Source organism: Flavivirga algicola (assembly GCF_012910715.1).
In the GTDB taxonomy this organism is placed as follows: domain Bacteria; phylum Bacteroidota; class Bacteroidia; order Flavobacteriales; family Flavobacteriaceae; genus Flavivirga; species Flavivirga algicola.
Window position 1 is genome coordinate 444,190 of the sequence record NZ_JABBHF010000003.1, and the last position, 23,588, is coordinate 467,777.

Genomic DNA, 23,588 nt, shown 5'->3' on the forward strand with positions numbered 1-23,588 from the left:
TTTGTGTCAAGAACATACAATTAAGTATGGTACATACCAATTAGTTAGTTTTGTTTAAATACTATACCTTTACGGTGTAAATTTTTTTATTTTTTTTAAAATGGATTGTTCAAAAGAAAATTGTCCAATGACTTTGGCCGTAAATATGATTAGTGGAAAGTGGAAGCTATTTATTCTTTACGGGCTTAGGGATGGAGAAAAACGCTATAGTGAATTACGAAGAATATGTGAAGGCATTACTGAAAAAATGCTTACCAACCAGCTAAGAGAGTTAGAGAAGGATGGTTTGATAAAAAGAAAAGTTTACCCTCAGGTACCGCCTAAAGTTGAATATTCATTTACAGAAATTGGAGAACGTTTAAGTTTTATGTTTGACCCACTTTACAATTGGGGCTTAGATTATATAAAGGAAAAGAGACCTGAACAGTATCATTTGGTAAAACAATATGAAAAAACGTCACATTAAAACTCCTATAAAAAGAGATCATTTAAATTTAAATGAGGTATAAAATTATTTTTAGAAACATTGTGTTGCCATTGTTATGACTTTATTTTGCTTTTGTCAACAAAGTACAATACCGATTTAATAAGCTTTTTACTATCCAAATTCGTTTAGAATTAATAAGTCTCCTATCATAGGAGACTTATTTTTGACTATTTTCCCTCAATAAAATTGATAGTCAATTTTTGATTGCTCACAATCAAACGGAATTTGGTCAGAGTATTTACCAGAATTCTATAAATACACCATTGGTTGTATTTTTAAGGTTTACATTAGCTGGTATTTCTTCACAAAGTTTAGCTAATTGAATAATTTGATGTTTTACTAAAGGCTCTTTAACTACTGTTGTTAAACTGTTAAAAGTTCCTTTTTGGATTTCGGTTTTAAAGATGTCTTTAAAAACTTCTTCGATTCTTTTTTGGTATTTTTTGTTTATAGACATTTAGTAGATAAAGTTTCAAGGTTCGGTTATTGTATTTGTAATGCCTCTTTTAAAGACATGGTTAATCGGATAATACATGTTTGGATATCTCTATTTATTATTCTTTAGAATTTTTTTCAAGCTATCGGACATGGTCTTGTACTCTTTAGCTATTTCAAGAATAGCATTAAAAACTAAAATATTTTTAGAAATACCCGCTTTTGTGTTTCTAACGGTTTGCGAATCAACGATGATTTTATTGGCCGTTAGTTTATCTATTACTTTGCTCGTATATTCTTTTGGGAGATGATTTACTAACAAATCTTTAAGCGCTTTTTGTTCTTTGTGACTATGTATGTCGTATAATGTATATAATTTGTTTAAATTTGTCATAGCTTGTGTATATTTGTACAGCGTTGAATGAATTTACATACAAATATATACTAATAATTAAATAAATCAAATGTTTTTTAATTATTGGTATAATTTATAATTATTCTAAATATGGAATTTGAAGAAAAGCTTAAGCAATTAATCAAGACTAAGTATAGCAAATTGAGTGATTTAGCTGAGAAATTCGACATGAATTACTCGCAATTATCACAATATGTTAATGGTAAGAAAATATCAATTAACTTCTTAACTAAAATAATTGAAGAGTTTCCAGAAGTTGATCTTAATTGGTTATTGAGAAGTGATGATATTTTGCGTGAAAGCATAGCACCTTATAAGTCGCCTTTAACTAATAAGCAAATTATCGATAGAATAGAAATATTGCTGGCAGACTTAAAAGGTCAGATAGAAGAGGAAAAGTAATATAACTTCTAGTATAAAAAGTAATGCCTCTTTTAGGCTTTTATCACGAAATAAATTCTAAAACCCTTTCCAAAGCCATACCCCTAGACCCTTTAATAAGTATTGAAGTGTTTTCTATTTTAGAACGACTAAACCAGTCTTTAAAGTCATTGAAATCTTTAAATTGTTTTGCTGTATTTGATTTGGTTTGAGTTTTAAAGAAATTTTCGCCAATAAGAATAGTTTGGTCTATATCTAAGGATGCAACCAAATCGGTTATACTTTGATGTTCTTTTTGGGCGGTCTCTCCAAGTTCGAACATATCACCAATAAAAGCTATCTTTTTTATGCCAGATCGCTGCTTTTCAAAATTTAATAAAGCGGCTCGCATACTTGTTGGATTTGCATTATAAGCATCTAGAATAATATGGTTTGTGCCTTTTTGTATAATTTGTGAACGGTTGTTGGTAGGGGTGTAATTTTCGATAGAAGCTTTTATATTGTCATCATCGACTTTAAAATAATGGCCTATGGCAATAGCGGCTGCGATATTGTTAAAATTATAATCTCCTATAAGTTGACTTGCTATTTCTAAGTTATTGTATCTGGATTTTACGAAAGGAAGTGCCTCAATAAAATGGATATTTATATTAAAATCACGGCTGTTTTTGGCAAATACAATTCTATGGGGGTATTGTTTCGTTTTTTCAAGTTGAATAGGGTCATTACCATTAACGAAAATGGTTTTATTATTGCCAATCAAGAAATCGTACATCTCGCTTTTTCCTTTAATGACACCTTCTACACCTCCAAAACCTTCTAAATGAGCTTTCCCGAAGTTGGTTATATACCCATAGTCGGGTTTAGCGATGTTGCATAGGAGCTCAATTTCTTTTTGATGGTTAGCTCCCATTTCCACGATTCCAATTTGAGTATTGCCCGTCATAGAAAGCAGTGTTAAAGGCACACCAATATGGTTGTTTAAATTACCAATAGTAGCTGTGGTTTTATATTTTTGAGATAAAGTAGCATTAATTAACTCTTTAGTTGTTGTTTTTCCATTGCTTCCTGTAAGGGCTATTATTGGAATATTTAAATAGGTACGATGGTACGAAGCCAACTTTTGTAAAATTTCTAGAGTGTTATTAACCAAAATAGTATTTGGAGACGTGTTATATGGTTCTTCATCAACAATGGCATATTTAGCGCCATTTTTTAGAGCTACTTCTGCGTAAGTATTACCATTAAAATTTTCGCCTTTAAGGGCAAAAAACAGATCACCTTCTTTAAGCTTTCTGGTGTCGGTACATACCGAATGGCATTGTAGAAAAAGTTCGTGTATTTGTTCTATTTTCAAGAGGTAGGATTCTTTTATGTTTGTAAAATTAAATGTATAAAAAAAGTCCTAACATTTCGCTAGGACTTTTAATTATATTACAAATAATTGCAATTAGTTTTTTGTTTTGTTTCTGCTTTTAGATTTAGAACCTACACGCGACATAGCACATCTAAATCCAATGTAATCGGTAGCCATATCTTGAGGGAAGTAACGTCTTTGAGCTGGATCTAACCAATACTCTCTGTCTTTCCATGATCCACCTTTGTAAACTCTAACTTCATCATTAATTAAAGAAGTTCTATTGTTACCTTTGTCATATTCTCTAATAATGTTTCCTAAAGAATCTCTAGTAACACGGTGTTTAGGAGAATTATACATTTTTCTTGTATCAGATTCTTTCTTTTCTCCACCTTCACCTTCGTAATCGTCATTAAAACTTTCATAATAACGAGAAGAGCGTTTATCACCATCTCTAAAGTTTATTTCATCACTTCTATCAAAGTTAGTACGTAAGTACGTTTCGTTTTCATCAATAGGTACTTGAGCTATTTCACCAGGTAAATTTCTGGCAATAACTTTTCCGTTAGGTAAAGTGTCATACACAATATCGTCTGCTGTAACTACTTTTACAGTACCGTCTTCATTTAAGGCATTTTTGGTATAAACATTACCACGGTAGTAGTTAAAGTCGTTAAACTCACTATCAATAATAGGTCTGTAAACATCAGCAACCCATTCAGCAACATTACCAGCCATATCGTATAATCCAAAATCGTTAGGCGCATAAGATTTTACAGCATTTGTTATGTCAGCTCCATCATCAGACCACCCTGCAATTCCACCATAATCACCTTTTCCTTGTTTGAAATTCGCTAATTGATCACCACGAACTTTACGTTTCTCAGAACGTGTATATTGTCCGTCCCATGGATATTTTTTACGTCCACGATATAAGTTGTAATTTCTAATTTCACTTAATCCTAAAGCAGCATATTCCCACTCGGTTTCAGTTGGTAGTCTGTATTTTGGTGAAATTATTCCAGTTTCGCGAGTTGCATAAATGTTGCTTTCATTACCATCAGCATCCGTTCTAACGTATCTTTTATTCCTCTTTTCCCCATTAATAACTTCTTCATTACCACCATATGTTAAGGTAGGAGCATTGATATAAGTATCTGTGCTAAATGTTGACTCTGCATTAACGTCAGTAACCTTAGCATCACGTTTTAAGTAACCTGCTTTTTCTAAGTTATACTCATTAACACGGTCTGATCTCCAATTAGCAAATTCAACCGCTTGAATCCAGCTTACACCAACAACAGGATATTCTCCATAACCTGGATGACGCAAGTAATTTTCTGTCATTACTTCGTTAAAGCCTAATCGGTTTCTCCAAACTAATGTGTCAGGTAAAGCTCCATGATAGATGGCTCTAAAATTTTCTTCGGCTGGTGGGTAAACCCTTTTTATCCAGTCTAAATACTCCATGTACATGGCATTGGTAACTTCAGTTTCGTCCATGTAAAAAGATTGTACATGTTGTTGTGTTGGACTATTGTTCCAATCATGCATAACATCATCTTGTACACGGCCTTTTGTGAAAGTTCCTCCTTCAATAAAAACAAGACCTGGAGCAGTTTCCTGTTCTCTAAAGTCTGTATTGTATTGAAAACCACCTTCTCTGGAGTTAATTTGCCATCCGGTAGCTCTAGAACTATTTTTTGAACTCGAAGATTTTTTACAACTAGTTGAAGCTAAAGTTAGTGCTAAAACTAATAGAACCTTGAATGCTACTACTTTTTTCATATCCATACTTTTAAGTAAGCTAATAATATTTTTGGTGCTGCAATATAAGAATTAAACCTAATAACACAAGCTATTTTTTACATTTTAACCAAAAAAAAGTGTATTTCACCCTATTTTTTTGACATTACAACGATGATTTTGACGTTTTTCACCATTGTTTTGTGTTGTATTAACGTATGTTTTACTAATTTATTATTGTATTTTTGATGCAGTTTTTAAAATTGTTATTTTTTATTAATAATAACACGACTATAACTACGTTGTTTTTAACGATGAAAAAGAAAACCTTATTCTTATTTTTTTTTAGTATTTGTGTACTTGTATTTGGGCAACAAAAAAGGTATACACTTGCTTGGGAGGACTCCAAAACGATTTCAGGAGGGAACTATACCATAGCAATACCTTCATTTAACGTTGAGAATTTTAACTATGGTTTCGAGGAAGGTTTATTATTCACAGACCAATGGAAAACGAATGCCTTAGTAAACGAATCTTCGGCAGTTATTAGCAATGTGGTGTATGCATCTATTTCTAAAGCTGGTTTAAAAGATTTAGATTTAGATAAAATTCCGAATAAATTAAAATTCAGCTTAAAAAATTCTAGAGCGAGAGACAAACAATATGTGTTTTTTAAAATATCTCCTATTATAAAGGTTTCCAATAATAGTTATAAAAAAGTTGTTTCATTTCAGCTAGACTATAAAAATGGAGCTGCTGCTAATAGAGTGTCTTCATTAGGAAAAGGTTTCAAGATGTCTAAAGTCATTAGCAATTCGGTATTAAGTTCGGGAGAATGGTATCGGTTTTATGTTGATAAAACAGGTGTTTTCAGGTTGTCGAAAAGTTTTTTGCAACGTTTGGGGGTCAATGTGAACAGTGTAGACCCTAGAAATATAAAATTATATGGACATGGAGGACGAATGATTCCTTATTCTAATTCGGTAGCATATCCCTTTGATGTTCCAGAAAAAGCTATAAAATTTGTAGGAGAAGCAGATGGTGTTTTTAATAATGAGGATTATATTTTATTTTATGCTCAAGGCCCAAAGGAGTTTAATGCGGAGAGTAATACGAATATAAACTGCTATACAGATAAGACCTATTATTATATAAATGTTAGTTCTGGTTTAGGTAAACGGATTCAGCAATTTGTGCAGCCTACAGGGGCGGTAGATTTGGTTATTAATACATTTGAGGATTATAAATTCCATGAAATCGACGAGCATAATATTGCTTTTTTGGGGAGGCGCTGGTTTGGTGATAGGTTTGATGTAGATAATAATCAGGTTTTTGAGTTTGATTTTCCAGATTTAGTGACATCAGAGCCTATAAACTTAAGGGTTTATACTGCTGCTGCGTCTACAACATTGAGTACAATAGGAGTTACGGTAAATGGAACCTCTGTGACAACATTAAATATGGGCGGATCTACATCGCCCAACCTGGCGAGCCAGGCTTCATTTAACGGTAATGTTAATGTAAGTAGTTCGAAAATAGAAGTAGGCCTTAATTTTGATAATCAAGGAAACCCCAGTACACAGGCTTATTTAGATTATATATCAATAGAAGCAACGCGCGCTCTAAATTTTTCTGACAAGCAATTTCAATTTAAAAATAGTGCGGTTACTTCTGTATCAGGAATAGGTCAATATAATCTCACCAACACATCGCAAGTTTCGGAAATTTGGGATATAACCGATATATATAATGTTTCTAACTATATAAATTCAGATGGAGCTTCAAGTCTTAGTTTTACATCTATCTTAGGGAGTTTAAAAACTTTTGTGACAGTAACGCCTTTGGATTATTTTGAACCAAAAATAGATTCCAGAACAACGATTAATAATCAAAATATAAAGGGAACCATTTTTCAAAACAGCCAGGGTACATTCCAGGATGTAGACTATATTATAATAGCTCCCAATAATATGTATAATGAAGCAGAGCGTTTGGCAAACATAAACAGAACGCAAAATAACTTAAATGTTAAGGTATTGGGACTTGACGAGATTTACAATGAATTTAGCTCGGGTAACCAAGATATTGGGGCGATTCGAAATCTTATTAAGTATGTTTATGATAATGCCAGCACACCAGAGAACAGAATAAAGTATGTGTGTTTGTTTGGAGATAGTTCTTTTGATTATAAAGATAGGATTCCAAACAATACGAATATTGTTCCCTCATGGCACTCTTATAATAGTTTTAACCTTACCAGTTCGTTTATTTCCGACGATTTTTATGGCATGATGGATACCAACGAGGGAACCATGGCAATAAGTGATAGATTAGATATTGCTATGGGTAGGATTTTAGCAGATACGCCGCAACGAGCTAAAGAGATGGTCGATAAAATAGAATCATATTACGTAAAAGAGGCTTTCGGAAGTTGGCGTAATAATTTTGTAGTCATATCTGATGATCCTGATGGTGATATACCTGTGGGCTTACAGGAAACGACGGATCAAATTGGGAATAGAGTCACACAAGAGAAGTCATTTATAAATGTTATAAAAATACATTCCGATGCGTTTCAGCAAGAATCATCTGCTGGAGGTGATAGATATCCAGATGTAACTTCTGAAATAGCGAATGCCATAGATAATGGTGCTTTGGTGGTAAATTATTTTGGACATGGAGGAGAAGAAGGGTTAGCTGCAGAACGTATATTGCTAAAGCCTGACATTAATAATTTTCGTAATTTTTGTAAGCTTAATTGTTTTGTAACTGTGACCTGCGAATTTACTAAATTCGATAATCCTTTGAGGGAGACTGCTGGTGAGTTCACGTTCTGGAATAAACAAGCAGGAGCTGTTGGACTAATTACAACGACAAGACAGGTATTTGTAACTTTTGGAATTAATTTTAACAGGGAGTTTGGACAATATTTGTTTTCATATAGTGATAATGATATTTATGAGGATTACGAGTATCCATCAATGGCTGAAGCATTGAGGCTGACAAAAAATGACCCAGTAATATCCAATAATTCTCAAAGGCGTTTGGTGTTCTTTATTGGAGACCCAGCCATGAAATTAGCATTCCCAGAACCGAACATTCGATTAACAGAAATTAATGATATTCCCATCACTCAAGCCACGGATACATTAAAAGCATTAAGTTATGTGAAATTGGCTGGAGAAGTAGTCGATATTTCTGGAAATTTAATACCTAATTACAATGGGATACTATCAACAACAATCTATGATAAATCAATAAATAGACAAACATTAGCAAATGATGGTGTACAAAGTGGCGGGCAAACTGTGAGGTTAAATTTTGAAACCCTTGGGGAAATTATATTTAGAGGGCAGGCATCTGTGAAAGATGGTCGGTTTGAGTTTGATTTTATAGTGCCAAAGGATATAGGTATACCTGTAGGGTTCGGAAAAGTAAGTTTTTATTCGAAAAATACAGCATTGTTACAAGACCAAGCTGGGGCGAGTATTAATACCGTTAGAATAGGTGGGGTAAATGAAAATGCAGCAGAAGATAATACAGGGCCAGTAATTACACTTTATATGAATGATGAAAACTTTGTGTCTGGTGGTATAACAAATGAGTCGCCAACACTCTTGGCTAAAATGGAAGATTCCAGTGGTATAAATACAGCAAGTGGGATTGGGCACGATATTGTAGCGATAATAGATGGTGATGAAACCAACCCAGTCATTCTTAACGATTATTACCAAACAGAAGTAGATGACTACCAAAAAGGCGTAGTGAGCTACCCGTTTAGGGATTTAGAATCAGGGCTTCATACGCTAACTTTAAAAGCTTGGGATGTTTATAATAATTCTTCTACCTCTGAAATCCAATTTGTTGTGTTTGATAAAGACCAGGAATTAGTTATAAATAATGTGCTTAATTATCCAAATCCTTTTGTAAATTATACAGAATTTTGGTTTAACCACAATAGTTCGGAGTCTTTAGACGTTTCTATACAGATATTCACTGTTTCAGGAAAATTGGTAAGAACAATTAATGGACAAACAACGGGAGGTATTAAAACCACAAGTTCATTGTCTAGAGACATTGTCTGGGATGGGAGAGACGACTTTGGAGATAAAATAGGTAAAGGTGTCTATATATACAAACTTACGGTGCACTCAAACTTATTAAATAAAAAAGTAGAAAAAATAGAAAAACTCGTCATATTGTAATGGTATTTAAATGCTTGTCATCGAATATTTGAATAAGTTGCGCATTAAAAACAGATGGGTTTTAAAATAAAAATTATATTTGTTAACTAAACTTAATACATGAAGAATAAACTATTAATAGTATTAGCCTTTGTTTTTGTGCTAAAACTAGGAGCCCAAGAAACAATTATTTTTCCAAATCAAGATAGAAGAGTTATTACAACAGGTGTGCCATTTGTTTTAATTGCACCAGATGCAAGAGCTGCAGCCATGGGAGATATGGGTGTAGCGACTTCTGTTGATGCTTTTTCCCAACAATGGAACTCATCTAAATATGTGTTTTCAGAAACTAAATCAGGTATCGGGGTAAGCTACACGCCCTATTTAAGTAAATTGGTTAACGATATTTTTTTAGGAAATGTGACTTATTTTAATCGTTTGGACGAGCGTAGTGCATTTGCAGCAAGTTTAAAATATTTCTCTTTAGGAGATATTGAATTTGTAACCGACGAGTTTTCTACAGCCTTAATACAAAGACCTAATGAACTTACTATTGATGCATCTTATGCTTTGAGATTATCGGATCAATTTGCAATGTCTGTAGCGATGCGCTATTTAAGATCGGACTTGAAGTTAGACGGTGTTGATGGAGACGCAAAACCTGCAAGTACATTTGGAGTGGATATTTCTGGTTATTATCAAAGTGAAGAAGAAGCTTATGCCGATTTTAATGGGCGTTGGAGAGCTGGATTTGCTATTCAAAATATAGGTCCAAAATTTAAATATGATGAAGGTGGTATAGAGAATTTCCAACCTACAAACTTACGTTTAGGGGGGGGATTCGATTTTATATTTGATGATTATAATAAAGTAGCTGTTACAGCAGAAATAGGAAAGCTATTAGTGCCAACACCGCCTGTTTATGGTTATGTTGATACCGATGGTGATGAAAATCAGGATACCGATGAACCGACTATTATAGTAGAAGGTAAAGATCCTGATGTGAGTTTTTTAACGGGAATGTTTCAATCGTTTGGAGATGCTCCAGATGGTTTTAGTGAGGAATTAAAAGAGTTTACTTGGGCATTAGGAGCCGAGTATGTATATCAGGATTCTTTTGCATTTAGAACAGGATATTTTAATGAAAGCGAAGACAAAGGGGCTAGAAAGTTCTTAGCATTAGGAGCTGGTTTCAAGGCCAATATTGTTAATATTGATTTGTCATACCTATTTTCAGCATCAAAAGTACAAAGTCCTTTAGAAAATACATTACGTTTCTCTTTGACCTTTAATATTGGCGCAGATACATATAATGAGTATTAATTAGCAACTAAACAATTCTTAATATATATTAAAAACTATTGTTCATTGAACAATAGTTTTTTTGCTTATAATATTTCGTAAATTTAAAAACATGAAAGAAATAAAAATAGAAAGTACATTATATATATATCAGAATTTAGATGAGCTCCCTAAGGAAGCTATTGAACTTATGCAACAAGCTTTTGAGGCACGTGAAAATGCTTATGCTCCCTATTCAAGTTTTAGTGTTGGAGCAGCATTATTGCTGGATAGTGGTGAAGTAATTACAGGTAATAATCAGGAAAATGCATCATATCCATCAGGGTTGTGCGCAGAGCGTACAGCTATTTACTATGCAGGGGCGCAATACCCAAAGGCAAAAATAATCCGAATGGCTATTACGGCAGGCTCAAAAAAAACCCAAACTACTAAACCCATTCCACCTTGTGGCGCATGTAGGCAAGCGATTGCCGAATACGAAATAAAGCAAAATGCTCCTATAGAAATTTATTTCATGGGAGAAACAGGAAAAGTAGCTAAATCCAATTCTCTTGCAAACTTATTGCCCTTAGTTTTTGATAAATCTGTGCTTTGAATTTATAATTTTTTTTAAATACCATAACATTCGACATAAAAAAATGTCAAAAAAGCAATATTGCCTGTTAAGCGTTTTTTTTTTGATATTTTTTTTACTTTAATGAATTTACGTTTTTGCAATAACTGGCAATGTATTACTTTTGTATTTGCTTAATTAAAACCTAATATTAGTCGATGCAAAAAATCACTAAAGAAACATACCTAAAATGGTATGAGGATATGCTGTTTTGGAGAAAGTTTGAAGATAAACTGGCAGCTGTTTATATACAACAAAAAGTAAGGGGGTTTCTCCATTTGTATAATGGTCAAGAAGCAGTTTTAGCAGGCGCTTTACATGCTATGGATTTGACTAAAGATAAAATGATTACAGCTTATAGAAACCACGTGCAGCCAATAGGTATGGGTGTAGATCCTAAACGTGTTATGGCCGAATTATATGGAAAAGCAACAGGGACCTCACAAGGTCTAGGAGGTTCTATGCATATTTTCTCTAAAGAACATCGCTTTTATGGAGGTCATGGAATTGTAGGAGGTCAGATTCCCTTAGGCGCAGGTATTGCTTTTGGTGATAAATACCACGGTAGCGATGCTGTAACCTTATGCTGTTTTGGTGATGGTGCTGCTAGACAAGGATCACTTCACGAAACTTTTAATTTAGCAATGCTTTGGAACCTTCCGGTAGTATTTGTTTGTGAAAACAATGGTTATGCTATGGGAACATCGGTAGAGCGTACAGCAAATCATACCGAAGTTTGGAAATTAGGTAAAGGTTACGAGATGCCATGTGGGCCAGTTGATGGTATGAACCCAGTAAAAGTTGCTGAAGCTTTTGATGAGGCCATCCAACGTGCACGTAAAGGTGGCGGACCAACATTTTTAGAGTTGAAAACGTATCGTTATAGAGGACACTCAATGAGTGATGCTCAACATTATAGAACTAAAGAAGAAGTTGAAGAGTATAAGAAAATAGATCCTATTACTCAGGTAAAGGACATCATACTTGAAAAGAAATACGCTTCAGAAGATGATATCAAAGAGATAGATAAGCGTGTAAAAGGCTTGGTTTCAGAATGTGAGAAATTTGCTGAAGAGTCACCATTCCCAGATAAAAATGTGATGTACGATGTCGTTTACGAGCAAGAGGATTATCCATTTATACAACATAAATTATAAGCTATGGCTATAGTAATTAATATGCCGCGTTTAAGCGATACCATGGAAGAAGGAACGGTTGCGGCTTGGTTAAAAAAAGTAGGTGATAAAGTTGAAGAAGGCGATATTCTTGCAGAAATAGAGACAGATAAAGCAACTATGGAGTTTGAGTCTTTTAACGAAGGGACTTTGCTTCATATAGGTGTTCAAGAAGGAGAAACAACCAAAGTAGATGAGTTATTGGCCATCATTGGTGATGAAGGTGAGGATATAACAAGTTTGTTAAGTGGCGGTGGTAATGCTTCCGAAGAAGTAAAAGAAGAAGCTGCTCCAACAACCAATACAGATGCTCAGGCGGAAGAGTCTGCTGATGTTGCATTACCAGAAGGTGTTATTGTTGTAACCATGCCACGTCTAAGTGATACCATGGAAGAAGGAACTGTTGCAACATGGCTTAAAAAAGTAGGCGATACTGTTGAAGAAGGTGATATTTTAGCCGAAATTGAAACAGATAAAGCGACTATGGAGTTTGAATCGTTTCAATCTGGAACCTTACTTCATGTAGGATTACAAGAAGGTGAATCGGCAAAAGTAGATGCCTTGTTAGCTATTATCGGGCCAGCAGGAACCGATGTAGCTGATGTAGCAAGTAACTTTAAAGTAGTTTCAGGTACAACAAAAACTGAAGAAGCGCCTAAAAAAGAGGCTCCAAAAGTTGAAGCTCCAAAAGCTGAAGTTAAACAAACTTCTGCGAAACCAAGTAAACCAGCAACATCTTCAAACGGTGGGCGATTATTTGCGTCTCCATTGGCTAAAAAAATAGCAGAAGAAAAAGGTATTAATTTATCGCACGTTCAAGGTTCTGGAGAAAATGGACGAATCATTAAGTTTGATGTTGAGAATTTTGTACCAGCATCATCAGGCGCGTCTGTAGGTAAGTTTGTGCCAACGGGACAGGAAGATTTTGATGAGGTTGCTAATTCACAAATGCGTAAAGCTATTGCTAAGGCATTGACAAATTCGAAGTTTTCGGCACCACATTATTATTTAAATGTAGAGTTTGATATGGAAAATGCTATAGCATTCCGTAAACAATTTAACTCGATTCCAGATACTAAAATATCATACAATGATATGGTTGTTAAAGCTTGTGCTTTAGCATTAAAACAACATCCACAAGTAAATTCACAATGGTTTGCAGATAAAATGCGATTAAATAACCATGTGCATGTTGGTGTGGCTGTTGCTGTTCCTGATGGTTTGGTAGTTCCTGTAGTTAAATTTGCAAATGAGCAATCATTGCCTCAAATTGGAGCTGCTGTTAAAGAGCTAGCTGGAAAAGCCAGAAATAAAAAATTAACACCAGCCGAAATGGAAGGTAGCACATTTACAGTTTCTAACTTAGGAATGTTTGGTATAGAAAGTTTTACATCTATCATCAATCAGCCAAATTCGGCAATTCTTTCAGTAGGAAATATCATTGAAAAACCTGTAGTTAAAGAAGGTGAAATTGTAGTTGGACATACGATGAAGCTATCTTTAGCATGCGACCACAGAACGATCGACGGTGCTACAGGAGCCCAATTTTTACAAACATTAAAAGGGTATATTGAAAACCCAGTGACTATGTTAGTGTAATTTGTTTAAAGTATTATTCTGAGCACTGAGCGCTAGTCGAAGTGAAAGAATTTCGTAATAAATATAAAAACCTGTTTCATTTATTTGAAACAGGTTTTTTTTATCTTTAAACCTTAATAAGATTTTATGAAAAAAATTCTAAGCATAATAGCATCTATAACAATTCTAGGGTGTGGCTCGCAAAACAAGATCTCGGAGGTAAAAAATACAAATGGAATAAATAATATTAAGGATGTAGAAAAAAAGGTATCGGTTTCTAAAGTCAGCTTAACTCCTGTTTTAAAGGAAGATGTGATATCCAGTTTAGAATATTTAGCCTCAGATGCCTTAGAAGGGAGAAGTACGGGTAGTGAAGGTATTGAAAAAGCGGCCGTTTTTATCGAAGATTTTTTTAAGGAAAATAAGGTTCAGCCTTATTATAAAACCTATAGGGATAGTTTTAACTTAAAGGACATTGTCGGTTACAACATTGTGGGGTATGTTGAAGGGCATGATCCCATGCTAAAAAATGAGTTTGTGATACTTGGGGCCCATTACGATCATATAGGCACAGCAGAACCCGTTAATGGTGATCGTATAGCGAATGGTGCGAATGATGATGCTTCGGGTACAGTAGCCGTTTTAGAATGGGCAAAGTATTTTGCTAAATCAAAAAGTAATAAACGAAGCATTTTATTTACACTATATACAGCCGAAGAAATAGGTTTAAAGGGTTCAGGTCACTTAGCTGAACGATTAAAAAGCGAAGCACTTAATTTATATACTATGATTAATTTTGAGATGGTAGGTGTTCCCAGAGCCGAAAATGAAATCATGGCTTATATTACAGGTTATAACAAAACGAATATGGCTGAAAAACTAAATAGCTATGCAAAAGAGGATGTCGTTGGCTTTTTACCAAAGGCCAAAGCATATAATTTGTTTAAACGCTCAGATAATTATCCTTTTTTTAATGCTTTTAAAATACCAGCGCAAGCGATATCTACTTTCGATTTTACAAACTTTGATTATTATCATCATGTGGATGATGAAGCCGATAAAATGGATTTTGATCACATGACTTCTTTTATAAATAAAATGATCCCAGCTTTAGAAGGTATGATCAATGCCGAAACAAAGGAAATAAAAATGAATAATGAGTAAAAATATCATCGTAACAGGAACAAGTAGGGGCATTGGTTTTGAGTTAGTTCAATTATACGACAAAGCAGGTCATAATGTATTGGCATTGTCTAGAAATAGCGAACCAATACAAAAACTTCAATTAAAAAATGTATCCGCATTGCCGTTTGATTTAAGTAAAAATGATGACTATAAAAAGGTAGAAGCTTTCATAAAGTCTAATTGGACACATGTGGATATTCTCGTTAATAATGCAGGCGCTTTACTTAATAAGCCTTTTTCTGAAACTTCAATAGAAGATTTTGAACACGTATATAAAACGAATGTATTTGGAGTGTCCGAAATGACTCGAGTCATATTGCCTTATACAAAGCGTAGTAGTCATGTCGTTACAATTAGTTCTATGGGAGGTGTTCAGGGGAGTATGAAATTTCCAGGTTTGGCTGCTTATAGTTCCAGCAAAGGGGCAGTGATTACTTTAACCGAATTACTTGCCGAAGAATATAAAGAAACTGGGCCATCATTTAATGTGTTGGCTTTGGGGGCTGTACAGACTGAAATGCTAGAAGAAGCCTTTCCAGGTTACCAAGCGCCCACAACAGCATTAGAAATGGCGGAATATATTTTTGATTTTTCACTAAACGGCAATAAATATTACAACGGAAAATTACTTCAGGTTTCTAATTCTACACCTTAAAATAAATTATTTATTTCTAGAGAGGTTTAATTTAAAAAGGGCTCTTAATAATTTAGATATTTATATATTATAAAACTTAGATAATAATTATCTTGCGGTAAATTTTAACCTACAAAATGCTGAAAAAAATACTCATTTTCGTTTTGATAACTTCTTCCTTAACGAAAATCCAAGCACAGTGTAATCCTCCTCAAACTATTGTTATTTGCGATATGACTGTAGTAGATGGCGATGGTGACGGCACTCCAGACGGTATCATTAATTTGTATGACGAATACAATGCGTTGCCTGGAGTAGCACCTATTTCTCCTGCAACTGGTGCTTGGTTTGATCCAAATTTTAGTTTCGCACTCGATGAAACAACAGGAGACCTTCACCTATGGGATTTAAGTAATGCTTCTAGAACAGCAACCGATTATCAATTTACTATAACCAATGCCAGTTGCAGCACAGGGCCAGAAGTAACTCTGAATTTAATTTTAGGACCGTTTTCTGGCAATGCCTTACCAGTAATTAATGCAGATGATGTAAACATAGAAATTTGTGATCTAGGCTCTACACCAACAGATGGATGTACGCTGGTTTCAGATATAGACCTTTTTCAAGCTTTAGAATCTATTCCAAGTCCACATCTTAATGGTCAATGGATTTATAATGGGAGTAGTCCTAATTTTATAAGTTTGGTGGGGTCCATGTTAACAGTTACGATTCCGTACCAACAAGGACCTCCGTTAGTGGATGAAGAAACGTTTGAATTTACTTATAGAGTTAGTGGTTTTGGACCATGCAATACTACGGTGGAAACAGATGTGAATGTTTCAGTTGTTAGACAAGTATTTTCTGGATTTGCCCAGAATCAGAGAATTTGTGAAGCAGACATTTTAAATGGAATTTATGATACTGATATTGATTTAACAGACGATCAATTTTTATTATTGGAAGACGTAGAAGGTGTTTGGGAAACCGATTTGTTTGGTCAAATATCCTCGCCAATCGATTCAGAAATAAACATAAGAAACATTTACGATCAAATAGTAGCAACCAGCCCAAGGTTTGGGTGTCGGGAAGTTAGTTTTACTTATTCAGTAGACCAACGCTCAGGAGTTTGTAGTGATGCAGCATCTACGATTAGTTTTAAATTATATGAATACATAAGACCTTTCAGCCAACAAACAAATACGCCCTTTGAGTTTTGTGAAGATGATGCTTCAGCGCCAGCTTCAGTAAATTTATATAACCAATTAGAGTTTACAACAGAAAATGGTATTTTGTATGATTATAATAATAGCTCTTGTACAAGTTGGAATTTTATTTCGGGTCCATCAGATTTAGGGCTGGTATCTAATACCTCTGGAACCCCTTGTAGCCCCTCTGCAGGTTATACTTCTTCGGGACAGGTTAATTTATTAAATGCAGATCCTGGAGTTTATGTTTTTGAATATGTTGTTTATCCAGAATATAACTGTAGTTCAGATTCATTTCAGGCCTTAAATTACAGAGCAAATATATGTGCGCCTTTCGATCCACAAACTGGATTTTGTAATGCCGAACGTGCTCAAGTAACGCTTACCATTCATCCTAAAAACTATGCGGGAGAGGATACTTCGGGGCTGGAATTTTGTGAAACAGATCCAACCGTTGCCAATCCACTCGATTTATTTACTTTATTAACTACAAATGGTGTTGATGTTATATATCGAGGGGCTTTAGGAACTTGGGTAGATACAGCAACAGGAAGTCCAGTCACAAATCCAGTGACTATACCAAGTGTAAACAATCAACAAGTATTTAACTATACGTATAGAACAACAACAGGCTCCCCAAATAATTGTTTAGACGAAGCAAATTTGTCTTTTACAGTATTCGAGGAATATCAATCGGGTATTAATAGAACCATTGATGTTTGCAATACGAGTGCAACACTTAATTTATTCGATGCGCTAGGAGGGAGTCCAAATACCACTGGAACATGGTCTGGGCCAAACGGATTTACAACAACCGATCATAATGCTATGTTCGACCCTGCTTCGTCTGAGGCTGGTGATTATACATATACCGTTCCAGATAATGTTAACCGAGTTTCTACTGTTATATGTTCTGGTAATTCGGCAACAGTAACTGTTGTACTTCACCAAAGTTCAAGTGCTGGTAATGGAGGAGGCTATTCGGTTTGCCGTTCGGATTTACAAATAGATTTAATAGATTATTTAGATGCCTCAGCAGATTCTGGGGGGATCTTTGTTGATTTAGATGCCTCAGATAGACTTACGGGCAGCTTATTGGATGTGTCCCAATTAGTAGAAGGAACCTATAGGTTTCAATATGAAATTCAAGGTCATGATTCTTGTAGTTTAAGTACAAGCATCATTTCAATAATTGTGGATGAAGTAGATATACCAATAGCAAGTGATCAAACATTTTGTGCGAATCAAGGAGCCACAGTTTTAGACTTGCAAGCAAGTAACGGCATAGATTTTAATTGGTATGATACAGCAACTTCAACAAATCCACTCCCTATAGGAACTGTTTTGGTAGATGGTGAGGATTACTATGTTACTGCTTTAGATAGTAATAATTGTGAATCGGAAAGCGTGCAAATAACAGTGACTATTTTGCCATTAAATCATGTAGACTGTGAGAGTTGTTTTAAAGATGGTGTCTCTGCTAATGGGGATGGCGAAAATGATGTTTTTGATTTATGTGGATTACCAAATGTATTTCCAAATTTTGAATTAAACATTTATAATAGATTTGGATCTGTTGTTTTTAAAGGAAATAATAATACCCCCCTTTTTGAAGGTAAGTCTAATGTACCATTAACCATTGGGGATGAATTGCCGTCTGGGGTTTATTTTTATGTATTCGATCCAAAAGATGGAACAACCGATCCCATTCAAGGAAATTTTTATTTAAGCAGATAATAAGTCATATATAGAATGAAGATTAAAATATTTATAGTGTTCTTAATATGTGGTTTATCTGCATATACCCAGCAAGAACCCCAGTATACACAATATATGTACAATATGAGTTTGGTAAATCCTGGTTATATGATTAACGAACCAAGTATTGTACAAGTAGGAAGTTTATATCGTACACAATGGGTTGGCATGGAAGGGGCTCCAAAAACGGCTAATTTATTTGCAAATATTCCTTTAAGCGAAAAAATAGAGTTAGGTGTCAATTATTTAAATGATAATATTGGAGGCAAGATAAACCTTAGCGAAAATGTATTTAATATTAATGCGGCCTATAAAATTAATCTTAAGAAAGATTTAAACTTGTCCTTTGGAATAAAAATGGGATTCGATCATATTAACTTCAGCAGCTTGGGTAGTAATGTTAGTAGTGACCCTCTATTTCAAAATTCTAATAAAACGGTAATAAACGTTGGTGCAGGCGCTTTTTTATTTCACAATAATTATTATGTTGGGTTGTCGTCACCAAACCTTATTCCAAGCGATTTAGATGTTAACAATGGCATTCTGTACGAAGATAAACCACATGTATTTTTAATTGGAGGTTATGTGTTTGATATAAATAGTGAGTTTAAATTAAAACCATCTACAGTAGTTAAATATGTTACAGGAGCCCCATTATCGTTTGATCTTTCTACAAATGTACTTTATCTGAATACATTCGAATTAGGAGTTTCATACCGATATCAAGATGCCGTTTCAGGATTGGCAGGTATTAACATAACGCCAAATTTAAAAGTAGGGTATGCTTACGATTTTAACACCAGTCCATTGAATAATTATAATAATGGCAGTCATGAATTCATACTGCTCTATCGATTTGATGTATTAGGTTTAAGTAAAAGATACGCATCTCCAAGATTTTATTGATATGACTAAAAAAAATACTTTTATTATAATAAGCTTGTTTTTTGTGCTTATGTCATTTGGACAAAAGAAAACAAGAGCCGATCGTTTTTTTGAAAAAGGAGATTATATCAATGCAGCTAAATATTACGAAGAAGAATTAGAGAAAAAACGACACAAAAAAGCCATAGAAAATATAGCCGTTTGTTATTACAATATATTTGAATACCGTCTAGCTTCTAGATATTTAAAACAATTGGTAAAAGGAAAATATGCAGAGAAAGATAAAACATATAGCAATCAATATAACTTCAAATTATATCAAGTTTTATCAGCTTTAGGAGATTATGAAACGGCTTTGGATTATTTTAAACTTTATAAAGAAAACCTGTCGGTTTCATTAGACACTTCGGAGTCTATTGAAGTTATAGAAGCGTTTAAACTTAAAAATTCAGATTATGAGGTTAAAAAATCTCAGTTTAATTCTGATGCATCCGACTTTGGAGCGGTAAAATTTAATGACAGTGTATATTTTACTTCCGATAGGGATAATAAAAAGCTCTTAAGAAAAAAGTATAAATGGACACATCAGTCCTTTCTTGATATCTATGCCGTAAAAGTGAATGAAAATAATGATACTATTGGAAGCGTGAAATCACTCCCAAAAGTAATAAACTCTAAATTGCACGAGGGTAATTTCTGTTTCACAAATGATGGTAATACCCTTTATGTTTCAAGAAGTAATTATACAAATGGAAAGAAAGAGTTCAATGACCAATCTACTAATAATATTCATTTATATAAAACCATTCGAATCAATGGCAAATGGAGCAAATTAGAGAAGTTGGCATTTAATAAAAATGGATTTTCATACCAACACCCAGCTTTGAGTCCAGATGGAAAGAGGCTCTATTTTTCATCAAATATGGAAGGTGGCTATGGTAGTTTTGATTTGTATTATGTAGCTCTTGAAGTAGATGGAACTACTGGAGAGCCAGTAAATTTAGGAAAAACCATTAATACTGAAAACAGAGAGCATTTTCCATTCATATCACAAGAAGGCCATCTGTTTTTTGCATCTAATGGCCATTTAGGTTTAGGAATGTTAGACAATTTTGTTTCAGAATATGTAAACGATGCATTTACACAGCCTATTAATCTGGGGACGCCTATTAATTCCAGGTATGACGATTTTAATCTGAATTATTACAATACAGAAGAAGGGTTCTTTTCCTCAAATAGAAATAAAAAAAATGATGACATCTTCAAATTCAAACAAACAGGAGAAATTTTTATAAGAGAATATATTAATAGATTCGAAGTAAGGGATATCGAAACAAAAGAGTATATACCCAATACGACAGTTGTATTAAAAGATAAAAAAGGAAATAAAAAATATACAAATACGTTAGACTCCTTAGCATTTTTCAATATTAATTTACTGGCCAATAAGTATGAGTTTACGGCTAAGAATGAATCCTATATACCTAGAACATTAAATGTAACGGTTGTTGAAAAACAAGATCAAAAACATGTGTTGTATTTAAAGAAACTACCACCGCCAGCTCCCGTTGACCCAGTTGAAACTGTTATTTCTGAAAAGAAAATCGATAAAAAGTTAAAAGAAGAGGACCCCAGGCGGTTTGAATTGTTAACTGATGTTGAAGGCCCTCCAGTTGTTGAAAAAGATGGTAAATTATTCTTTCAGTTAGCCCCTATTTATTTTAATTTTGACAAATGGGATATTAGGGCCGATTCAAAAAAAATATTGGATGAATTGGCTGCTAAATTAGAACGATATCCTAATATTTATTTAAAAATAAGTTCACATACAGATAGTAGGGGAACTGTGCGTTATAATCAGATCTTATCAGAAAGACGGGCTGAGTCAACAAGAAATTATTTAGCTTTAGAAGGGTTTGTTAATGCGCGTCGCATGCAATTTCAAGGCTTTGGCGAATTGGAACCCATTGTACCATGTCCGATGTTGGATTGTACCGATGAAGAGCATCAGTTAAATAGACGTAGTGAATTTGAAATTGTTAAGTATTAGAAAAATTTATTTATGAGTAAATACAAATGTGTGATTTTTGATTGCGACGGCGTGCTGATTGATAGCGAAACCATAGCGATTTACACCATGATAGATATGGCTAACGATTTAGGTGCTAATATAGACAAAGAAGGTGCAATTAGTCGATTTAAAGGCAAGTCGTTTAGTTCCTGTATGGATACTTTTTCAGAGTTAATAGGCAAGCCGTTACCAGAAACATTTGAAGCGGATTATAGAGTAAAAAGTTTTGAGGCTTTTAAAAAAGATATCAAACCTATTGAAGGTATTAAAGAAGTAGTTCAAAACTTGAGCCTTCCTTTTTGTACAGCATCCAGCGGTCCGGAAAATAAAATCCGACTCAATTTAGGGCTCACAGGTCTATTGCCTTTTTTTGAAAACAATATATTTAGTTGTTATACCATTAAGAAGTGGAAGCCAGACCCAGGTGTATTTCTATGGGCTGCAGAAACTATGGGGTTTAAACCAAGCGAGTGTGTGGTTGTAGAAGATAGTCTATCTGGAGTTCGTGCAGCAAAAAATGGTGGCTTTGATGTCTTTGGTTTTACTGCGCACGATTATAATAATGAGTTGGAAGCTGAGGCGACTAAGACATTTGGTAGCATGCGTGAGCTTTTAAATATGATTTAATCTTAAAAATAATTGCTTTTCTTTATAATAACGCAACGGTATTATAAAGAAAAGATTATTTTAGTTAAAATTGATAAACCAAAAATTTTTGATTTATATACGTTTTAACTATTAAATAATGTCTGTTAAATTAAGCCTCATTATCCCAATTTATAATGCTGAATCATTTATTTATAATACGCTTATTCAATTAAAAGAATGGAAGCAAAATTTTGAATATGGAGTTGAAATTATTTGTGTGAACGACGGTAGTACAGATGGTACAGGACTTATTTTAGAAAATTTTGTAAATAAAAATAATGATTTAAAATTAGTTTCTTATTCGATAAACAAAGGGAAAGGATATGCTGTAAAAAAGGGAATGATAGAGGCCCAAGGTGAATTTCGAATTTTTACTGATGCAGATATCCCTTATGGGTTAGCTGAATTAGATAGGATAATTTATTATCTTGATTTTAAGGAATTTGATGTGTGTATAGGTAATAGGAAATCGGTAGATTCCGAATATATCATGAAAATGAGCTTTCTTCGAAAATTATCAAGTAAGTTATTTACAATGTTAATCTCAAGATATGTTGTTACAGGCGTTAATGATACCCAGTGTGGATTGAAAGGTTTTAGAGCAGATATTGCAGACAAAATATTTTCAAAACTACAAGTGAAAGGTTTTGCTTTTGATGTTGAAGTACTGTATTTATGCTATAAATATGAATTTGACATAAAAAGAATACCTGTAAAATTTCAAGGGAATAATATATCGACAATTAATTTATTAAGTACGTCATTAAGTATGTTTTGGGATGTATTAAGCTTGCCAGTAAGATATCATCTCTTAAAAAAATACTGATTTCATGAAATTATCTAGAAACTTTACTAATATATTTAATTGGATATTGGATAATTTAATTCCTCCATTTTTTAGAGATTCTCGAATCATTACGACACCTTTTTTTCTGTTGCTTTTTGGAAAAAAATACCATCGTTTCATGGATTTTAAAGAAAACGTATTGAATCTTAATTCTGAAGAAATAATTGAGTATTATAAAGAGTTGTCGACCTACCATATAAATCGAAAAACCGATTTAAATAAAAAATCTATTGACTTCATATTGAATAATATTGAAGGAGAATCTGTTTTGGATATTTCTTGTGGAAGTGGTTTTCTAGCAAAAGAAATTGTGCAAAAGCATAATATAAATGTGGTAGGAGTTGATTTTATCATTTCTGAGGCCATTAAAACTTCTGAAAACCCAAAGTTTATAGAGTCATCGATTGAGAAAATACCTTTTCCAGATAACCACTTTGATACAGTAATAAGTACCCATACATTAGAGCATGTAGTTGACATTCATTTGGCAATTAGAGAATTAAGGCGTGTTTGTAGAAAAAAAATTATAATTGTTTTGCCAAGGCAGAGAAATTATAAATTTACTTTTGATCTTCATATTCATTTTTTTCCGTATAAATATTCTGTCTTAAGTATGATGAATAATAAAGGAACATGCTTTAATCTTCAAAATGATTGGATATACTTTGAGAACAAATAAATT

At 33.7% G+C, this 23,588-nt stretch carries 19 protein-coding genes; 15 read left to right on the forward strand and 4 right to left on the reverse strand.

Annotated features, from left to right (window positions below; all coding sequences use genetic code 11):
* Positions 1-100: 100 nt before the first annotated feature.
* Positions 101-466 (forward strand): winged helix-turn-helix transcriptional regulator, encoded by a 366-nt coding sequence (locus HHX25_RS07390; protein WP_169671695.1) that lies wholly within the window; start codon positions 101-103, stop codon positions 464-466.
* A 259-nt stretch (positions 467-725) separates the two neighbouring features.
* Here HHX25_RS07390 and HHX25_RS07395 read toward each other — a convergent pair whose 3' ends face one another.
* Together HHX25_RS07395 and HHX25_RS07400 are read right to left on the reverse strand one after the other, a co-directional pair.
* Positions 726-944 (reverse strand): hypothetical protein, encoded by a 219-nt coding sequence (locus tag HHX25_RS07395; RefSeq protein WP_169671697.1) that lies wholly within the window; start codon positions 942-944, stop codon positions 726-728.
* A gap of 90 nt (positions 945-1,034) precedes the next feature.
* Complete coding sequence (locus HHX25_RS07400; protein ID WP_169671698.1) at positions 1,035-1,316, reverse strand: hypothetical protein; 282 nt, start codon at positions 1,314-1,316, stop codon at positions 1,035-1,037.
* Positions 1,317-1,427: 111 nt separating this feature from the next.
* Here HHX25_RS07400 and HHX25_RS07405 point away from each other — a divergent pair, with 111 nt between their 5' ends.
* The gene (locus HHX25_RS07405) at positions 1,428-1,739 is read left to right on the forward strand and encodes a helix-turn-helix domain-containing protein (RefSeq protein WP_169671700.1); all 312 of its coding nucleotides are present in this window, start codon (positions 1,428-1,430) and stop codon (positions 1,737-1,739) included.
* Positions 1,740-1,782: 43 nt separating this feature from the next.
* Here HHX25_RS07405 and HHX25_RS07410 read toward each other — a convergent pair whose 3' ends face one another.
* Positions 1,783-3,075 (reverse strand): UDP-N-acetylmuramoyl-tripeptide--D-alanyl-D-alanine ligase, encoded by a 1,293-nt coding sequence (locus tag HHX25_RS07410; protein ID WP_169671702.1) that lies wholly within the window; start codon positions 3,073-3,075, stop codon positions 1,783-1,785.
* 93 nt (positions 3,076-3,168) lie between these two features.
* Positions 3,169-4,869: a gliding motility lipoprotein GldJ gene (gene gldJ, locus HHX25_RS07415; RefSeq protein WP_205958012.1), complete on the reverse strand. Its 1,701-nt coding sequence runs from the start codon at positions 4,867-4,869 to the stop codon at positions 3,169-3,171.
* Between the two features lie 266 nt (positions 4,870-5,135).
* On the opposite strand from gldJ, the gene porU reads away from it, so the two are divergent.
* The 13 genes from porU (at position 5,136) to HHX25_RS07480 (ending at position 23,585) form a co-directional block, all read left to right on the forward strand.
* The gene (gene porU, locus HHX25_RS07420; protein ID WP_169671706.1) at positions 5,136-9,026 is read left to right on the forward strand and encodes a type IX secretion system sortase PorU; all 3,891 of its coding nucleotides are present in this window, start codon (positions 5,136-5,138) and stop codon (positions 9,024-9,026) included.
* A gap of 99 nt (positions 9,027-9,125) precedes the next feature.
* A complete protein-coding gene (porV, locus tag HHX25_RS07425) occupies positions 9,126-10,328 on the forward strand; it encodes a type IX secretion system outer membrane channel protein PorV (RefSeq protein WP_169671708.1) in 1,203 nt (400 codons plus the stop codon).
* Between the two features lie 91 nt (positions 10,329-10,419).
* On the forward strand, positions 10,420-10,902 hold the full coding sequence (gene cdd / locus HHX25_RS07430) for a cytidine deaminase (protein ID WP_169671710.1): 483 nt from the start codon (positions 10,420-10,422) through the stop codon (positions 10,900-10,902).
* Between the two features lie 176 nt (positions 10,903-11,078).
* Positions 11,079-12,077 carry a pyruvate dehydrogenase (acetyl-transferring) E1 component subunit alpha gene (gene pdhA, locus HHX25_RS07435; RefSeq protein WP_169671712.1) on the forward strand — a complete coding sequence of 333 codons (999 nt, stop codon included), beginning with the start codon at positions 11,079-11,081 and terminating at the stop codon, positions 12,075-12,077.
* Positions 12,078-12,080: 3 nt separating this feature from the next.
* On the forward strand, positions 12,081-13,694 hold the full coding sequence (locus HHX25_RS07440) for a pyruvate dehydrogenase complex dihydrolipoamide acetyltransferase (RefSeq protein ID WP_169671714.1): 1,614 nt from the start codon (positions 12,081-12,083) through the stop codon (positions 13,692-13,694).
* 126 nt (positions 13,695-13,820) lie between these two features.
* Complete coding sequence (locus HHX25_RS07445; protein ID WP_169671716.1) at positions 13,821-14,837, forward strand: M20/M25/M40 family metallo-hydrolase; 1,017 nt, start codon at positions 13,821-13,823, stop codon at positions 14,835-14,837.
* Positions 14,830-15,513 (forward strand): SDR family oxidoreductase, encoded by a 684-nt coding sequence (locus HHX25_RS07450; protein WP_169671718.1) that lies wholly within the window; start codon positions 14,830-14,832, stop codon positions 15,511-15,513. The genes HHX25_RS07445 and HHX25_RS07450 overlap by 8 nt, the downstream gene beginning before the upstream one ends.
* A 116-nt stretch (positions 15,514-15,629) precedes the next feature.
* Positions 15,630-18,434, forward strand: coding sequence for a gliding motility-associated C-terminal domain-containing protein (locus HHX25_RS07455; protein ID WP_169671720.1), 2,805 nt, complete (start codon positions 15,630-15,632; stop codon positions 18,432-18,434).
* A gap of 15 nt (positions 18,435-18,449) precedes the next feature.
* A complete protein-coding gene (locus HHX25_RS07460; protein WP_169671722.1) occupies positions 18,450-19,361 on the forward strand; it encodes a PorP/SprF family type IX secretion system membrane protein in 912 nt (303 codons plus the stop codon).
* 1 nt (position 19,362) lies between these two features.
* Complete coding sequence (locus HHX25_RS07465) at positions 19,363-21,390, forward strand: OmpA family protein (protein ID WP_169671724.1); 2,028 nt, start codon at positions 19,363-19,365, stop codon at positions 21,388-21,390.
* Between the two features lie 12 nt (positions 21,391-21,402).
* Entirely contained in the window at positions 21,403-22,038 is a 636-nt protein-coding gene (locus tag HHX25_RS07470; protein WP_169671726.1) for an HAD family hydrolase, read from the forward strand.
* Between the two features lie 118 nt (positions 22,039-22,156).
* A complete protein-coding gene (locus tag HHX25_RS07475; protein ID WP_169671728.1) occupies positions 22,157-22,885 on the forward strand; it encodes a glycosyltransferase in 729 nt (242 codons plus the stop codon).
* Positions 22,886-22,889: 4 nt separating this feature from the next.
* A complete protein-coding gene (locus HHX25_RS07480) occupies positions 22,890-23,585 on the forward strand; it encodes a class I SAM-dependent methyltransferase (protein WP_169671730.1) in 696 nt (231 codons plus the stop codon).
* Positions 23,586-23,588: the final 3 nt, after the last annotated feature.

Coding starts and splice junctions, on each gene's coding strand:
- HHX25_RS07440 (WP_169671714.1), top strand. CDS start 12,081: ATGGCTATAGTAATTAATATGCCGCGTTTAAGCGATACCATGGAAGAA.
- pdhA (WP_169671712.1), top strand. CDS start 11,079: ATGCAAAAAATCACTAAAGAAACATACCTAAAATGGTATGAGGATATG.
- porV (WP_169671708.1), top strand. CDS start 9,126: ATGAAGAATAAACTATTAATAGTATTAGCCTTTGTTTTTGTGCTAAAA.
- cdd (WP_169671710.1), top strand. CDS start 10,420: ATGAAAGAAATAAAAATAGAAAGTACATTATATATATATCAGAATTTA.
- HHX25_RS07450 (WP_169671718.1), top strand. CDS start 14,830: ATGAGTAAAAATATCATCGTAACAGGAACAAGTAGGGGCATTGGTTTT.
- HHX25_RS07390 (WP_169671695.1), top strand. CDS start 101: ATGGATTGTTCAAAAGAAAATTGTCCAATGACTTTGGCCGTAAATATG.
- HHX25_RS07400 (WP_169671698.1), bottom strand. CDS start 1,316: ATGACAAATTTAAACAAATTATATACATTATACGACATACATAGTCAC.
- HHX25_RS07475 (WP_169671728.1), top strand. CDS start 22,157: ATGTCTGTTAAATTAAGCCTCATTATCCCAATTTATAATGCTGAATCA.
- HHX25_RS07445 (WP_169671716.1), top strand. CDS start 13,821: ATGAAAAAAATTCTAAGCATAATAGCATCTATAACAATTCTAGGGTGT.
- HHX25_RS07395 (WP_169671697.1), bottom strand. CDS start 944: ATGTCTATAAACAAAAAATACCAAAAAAGAATCGAAGAAGTTTTTAAA.
- HHX25_RS07460 (WP_169671722.1), top strand. CDS start 18,450: ATGAAGATTAAAATATTTATAGTGTTCTTAATATGTGGTTTATCTGCA.
- porU (WP_169671706.1), top strand. CDS start 5,136: ATGAAAAAGAAAACCTTATTCTTATTTTTTTTTAGTATTTGTGTACTT.
- HHX25_RS07455 (WP_169671720.1), top strand. CDS start 15,630: ATGCTGAAAAAAATACTCATTTTCGTTTTGATAACTTCTTCCTTAACG.
- HHX25_RS07480 (WP_169671730.1), top strand. CDS start 22,890: ATGAAATTATCTAGAAACTTTACTAATATATTTAATTGGATATTGGAT.
- HHX25_RS07465 (WP_169671724.1), top strand. CDS start 19,363: ATGACTAAAAAAAATACTTTTATTATAATAAGCTTGTTTTTTGTGCTT.
- gldJ (WP_205958012.1), bottom strand. CDS start 4,869: ATGGATATGAAAAAAGTAGTAGCATTCAAGGTTCTATTAGTTTTAGCA.
- HHX25_RS07405 (WP_169671700.1), top strand. CDS start 1,428: ATGGAATTTGAAGAAAAGCTTAAGCAATTAATCAAGACTAAGTATAGC.
- HHX25_RS07470 (WP_169671726.1), top strand. CDS start 21,403: ATGAGTAAATACAAATGTGTGATTTTTGATTGCGACGGCGTGCTGATT.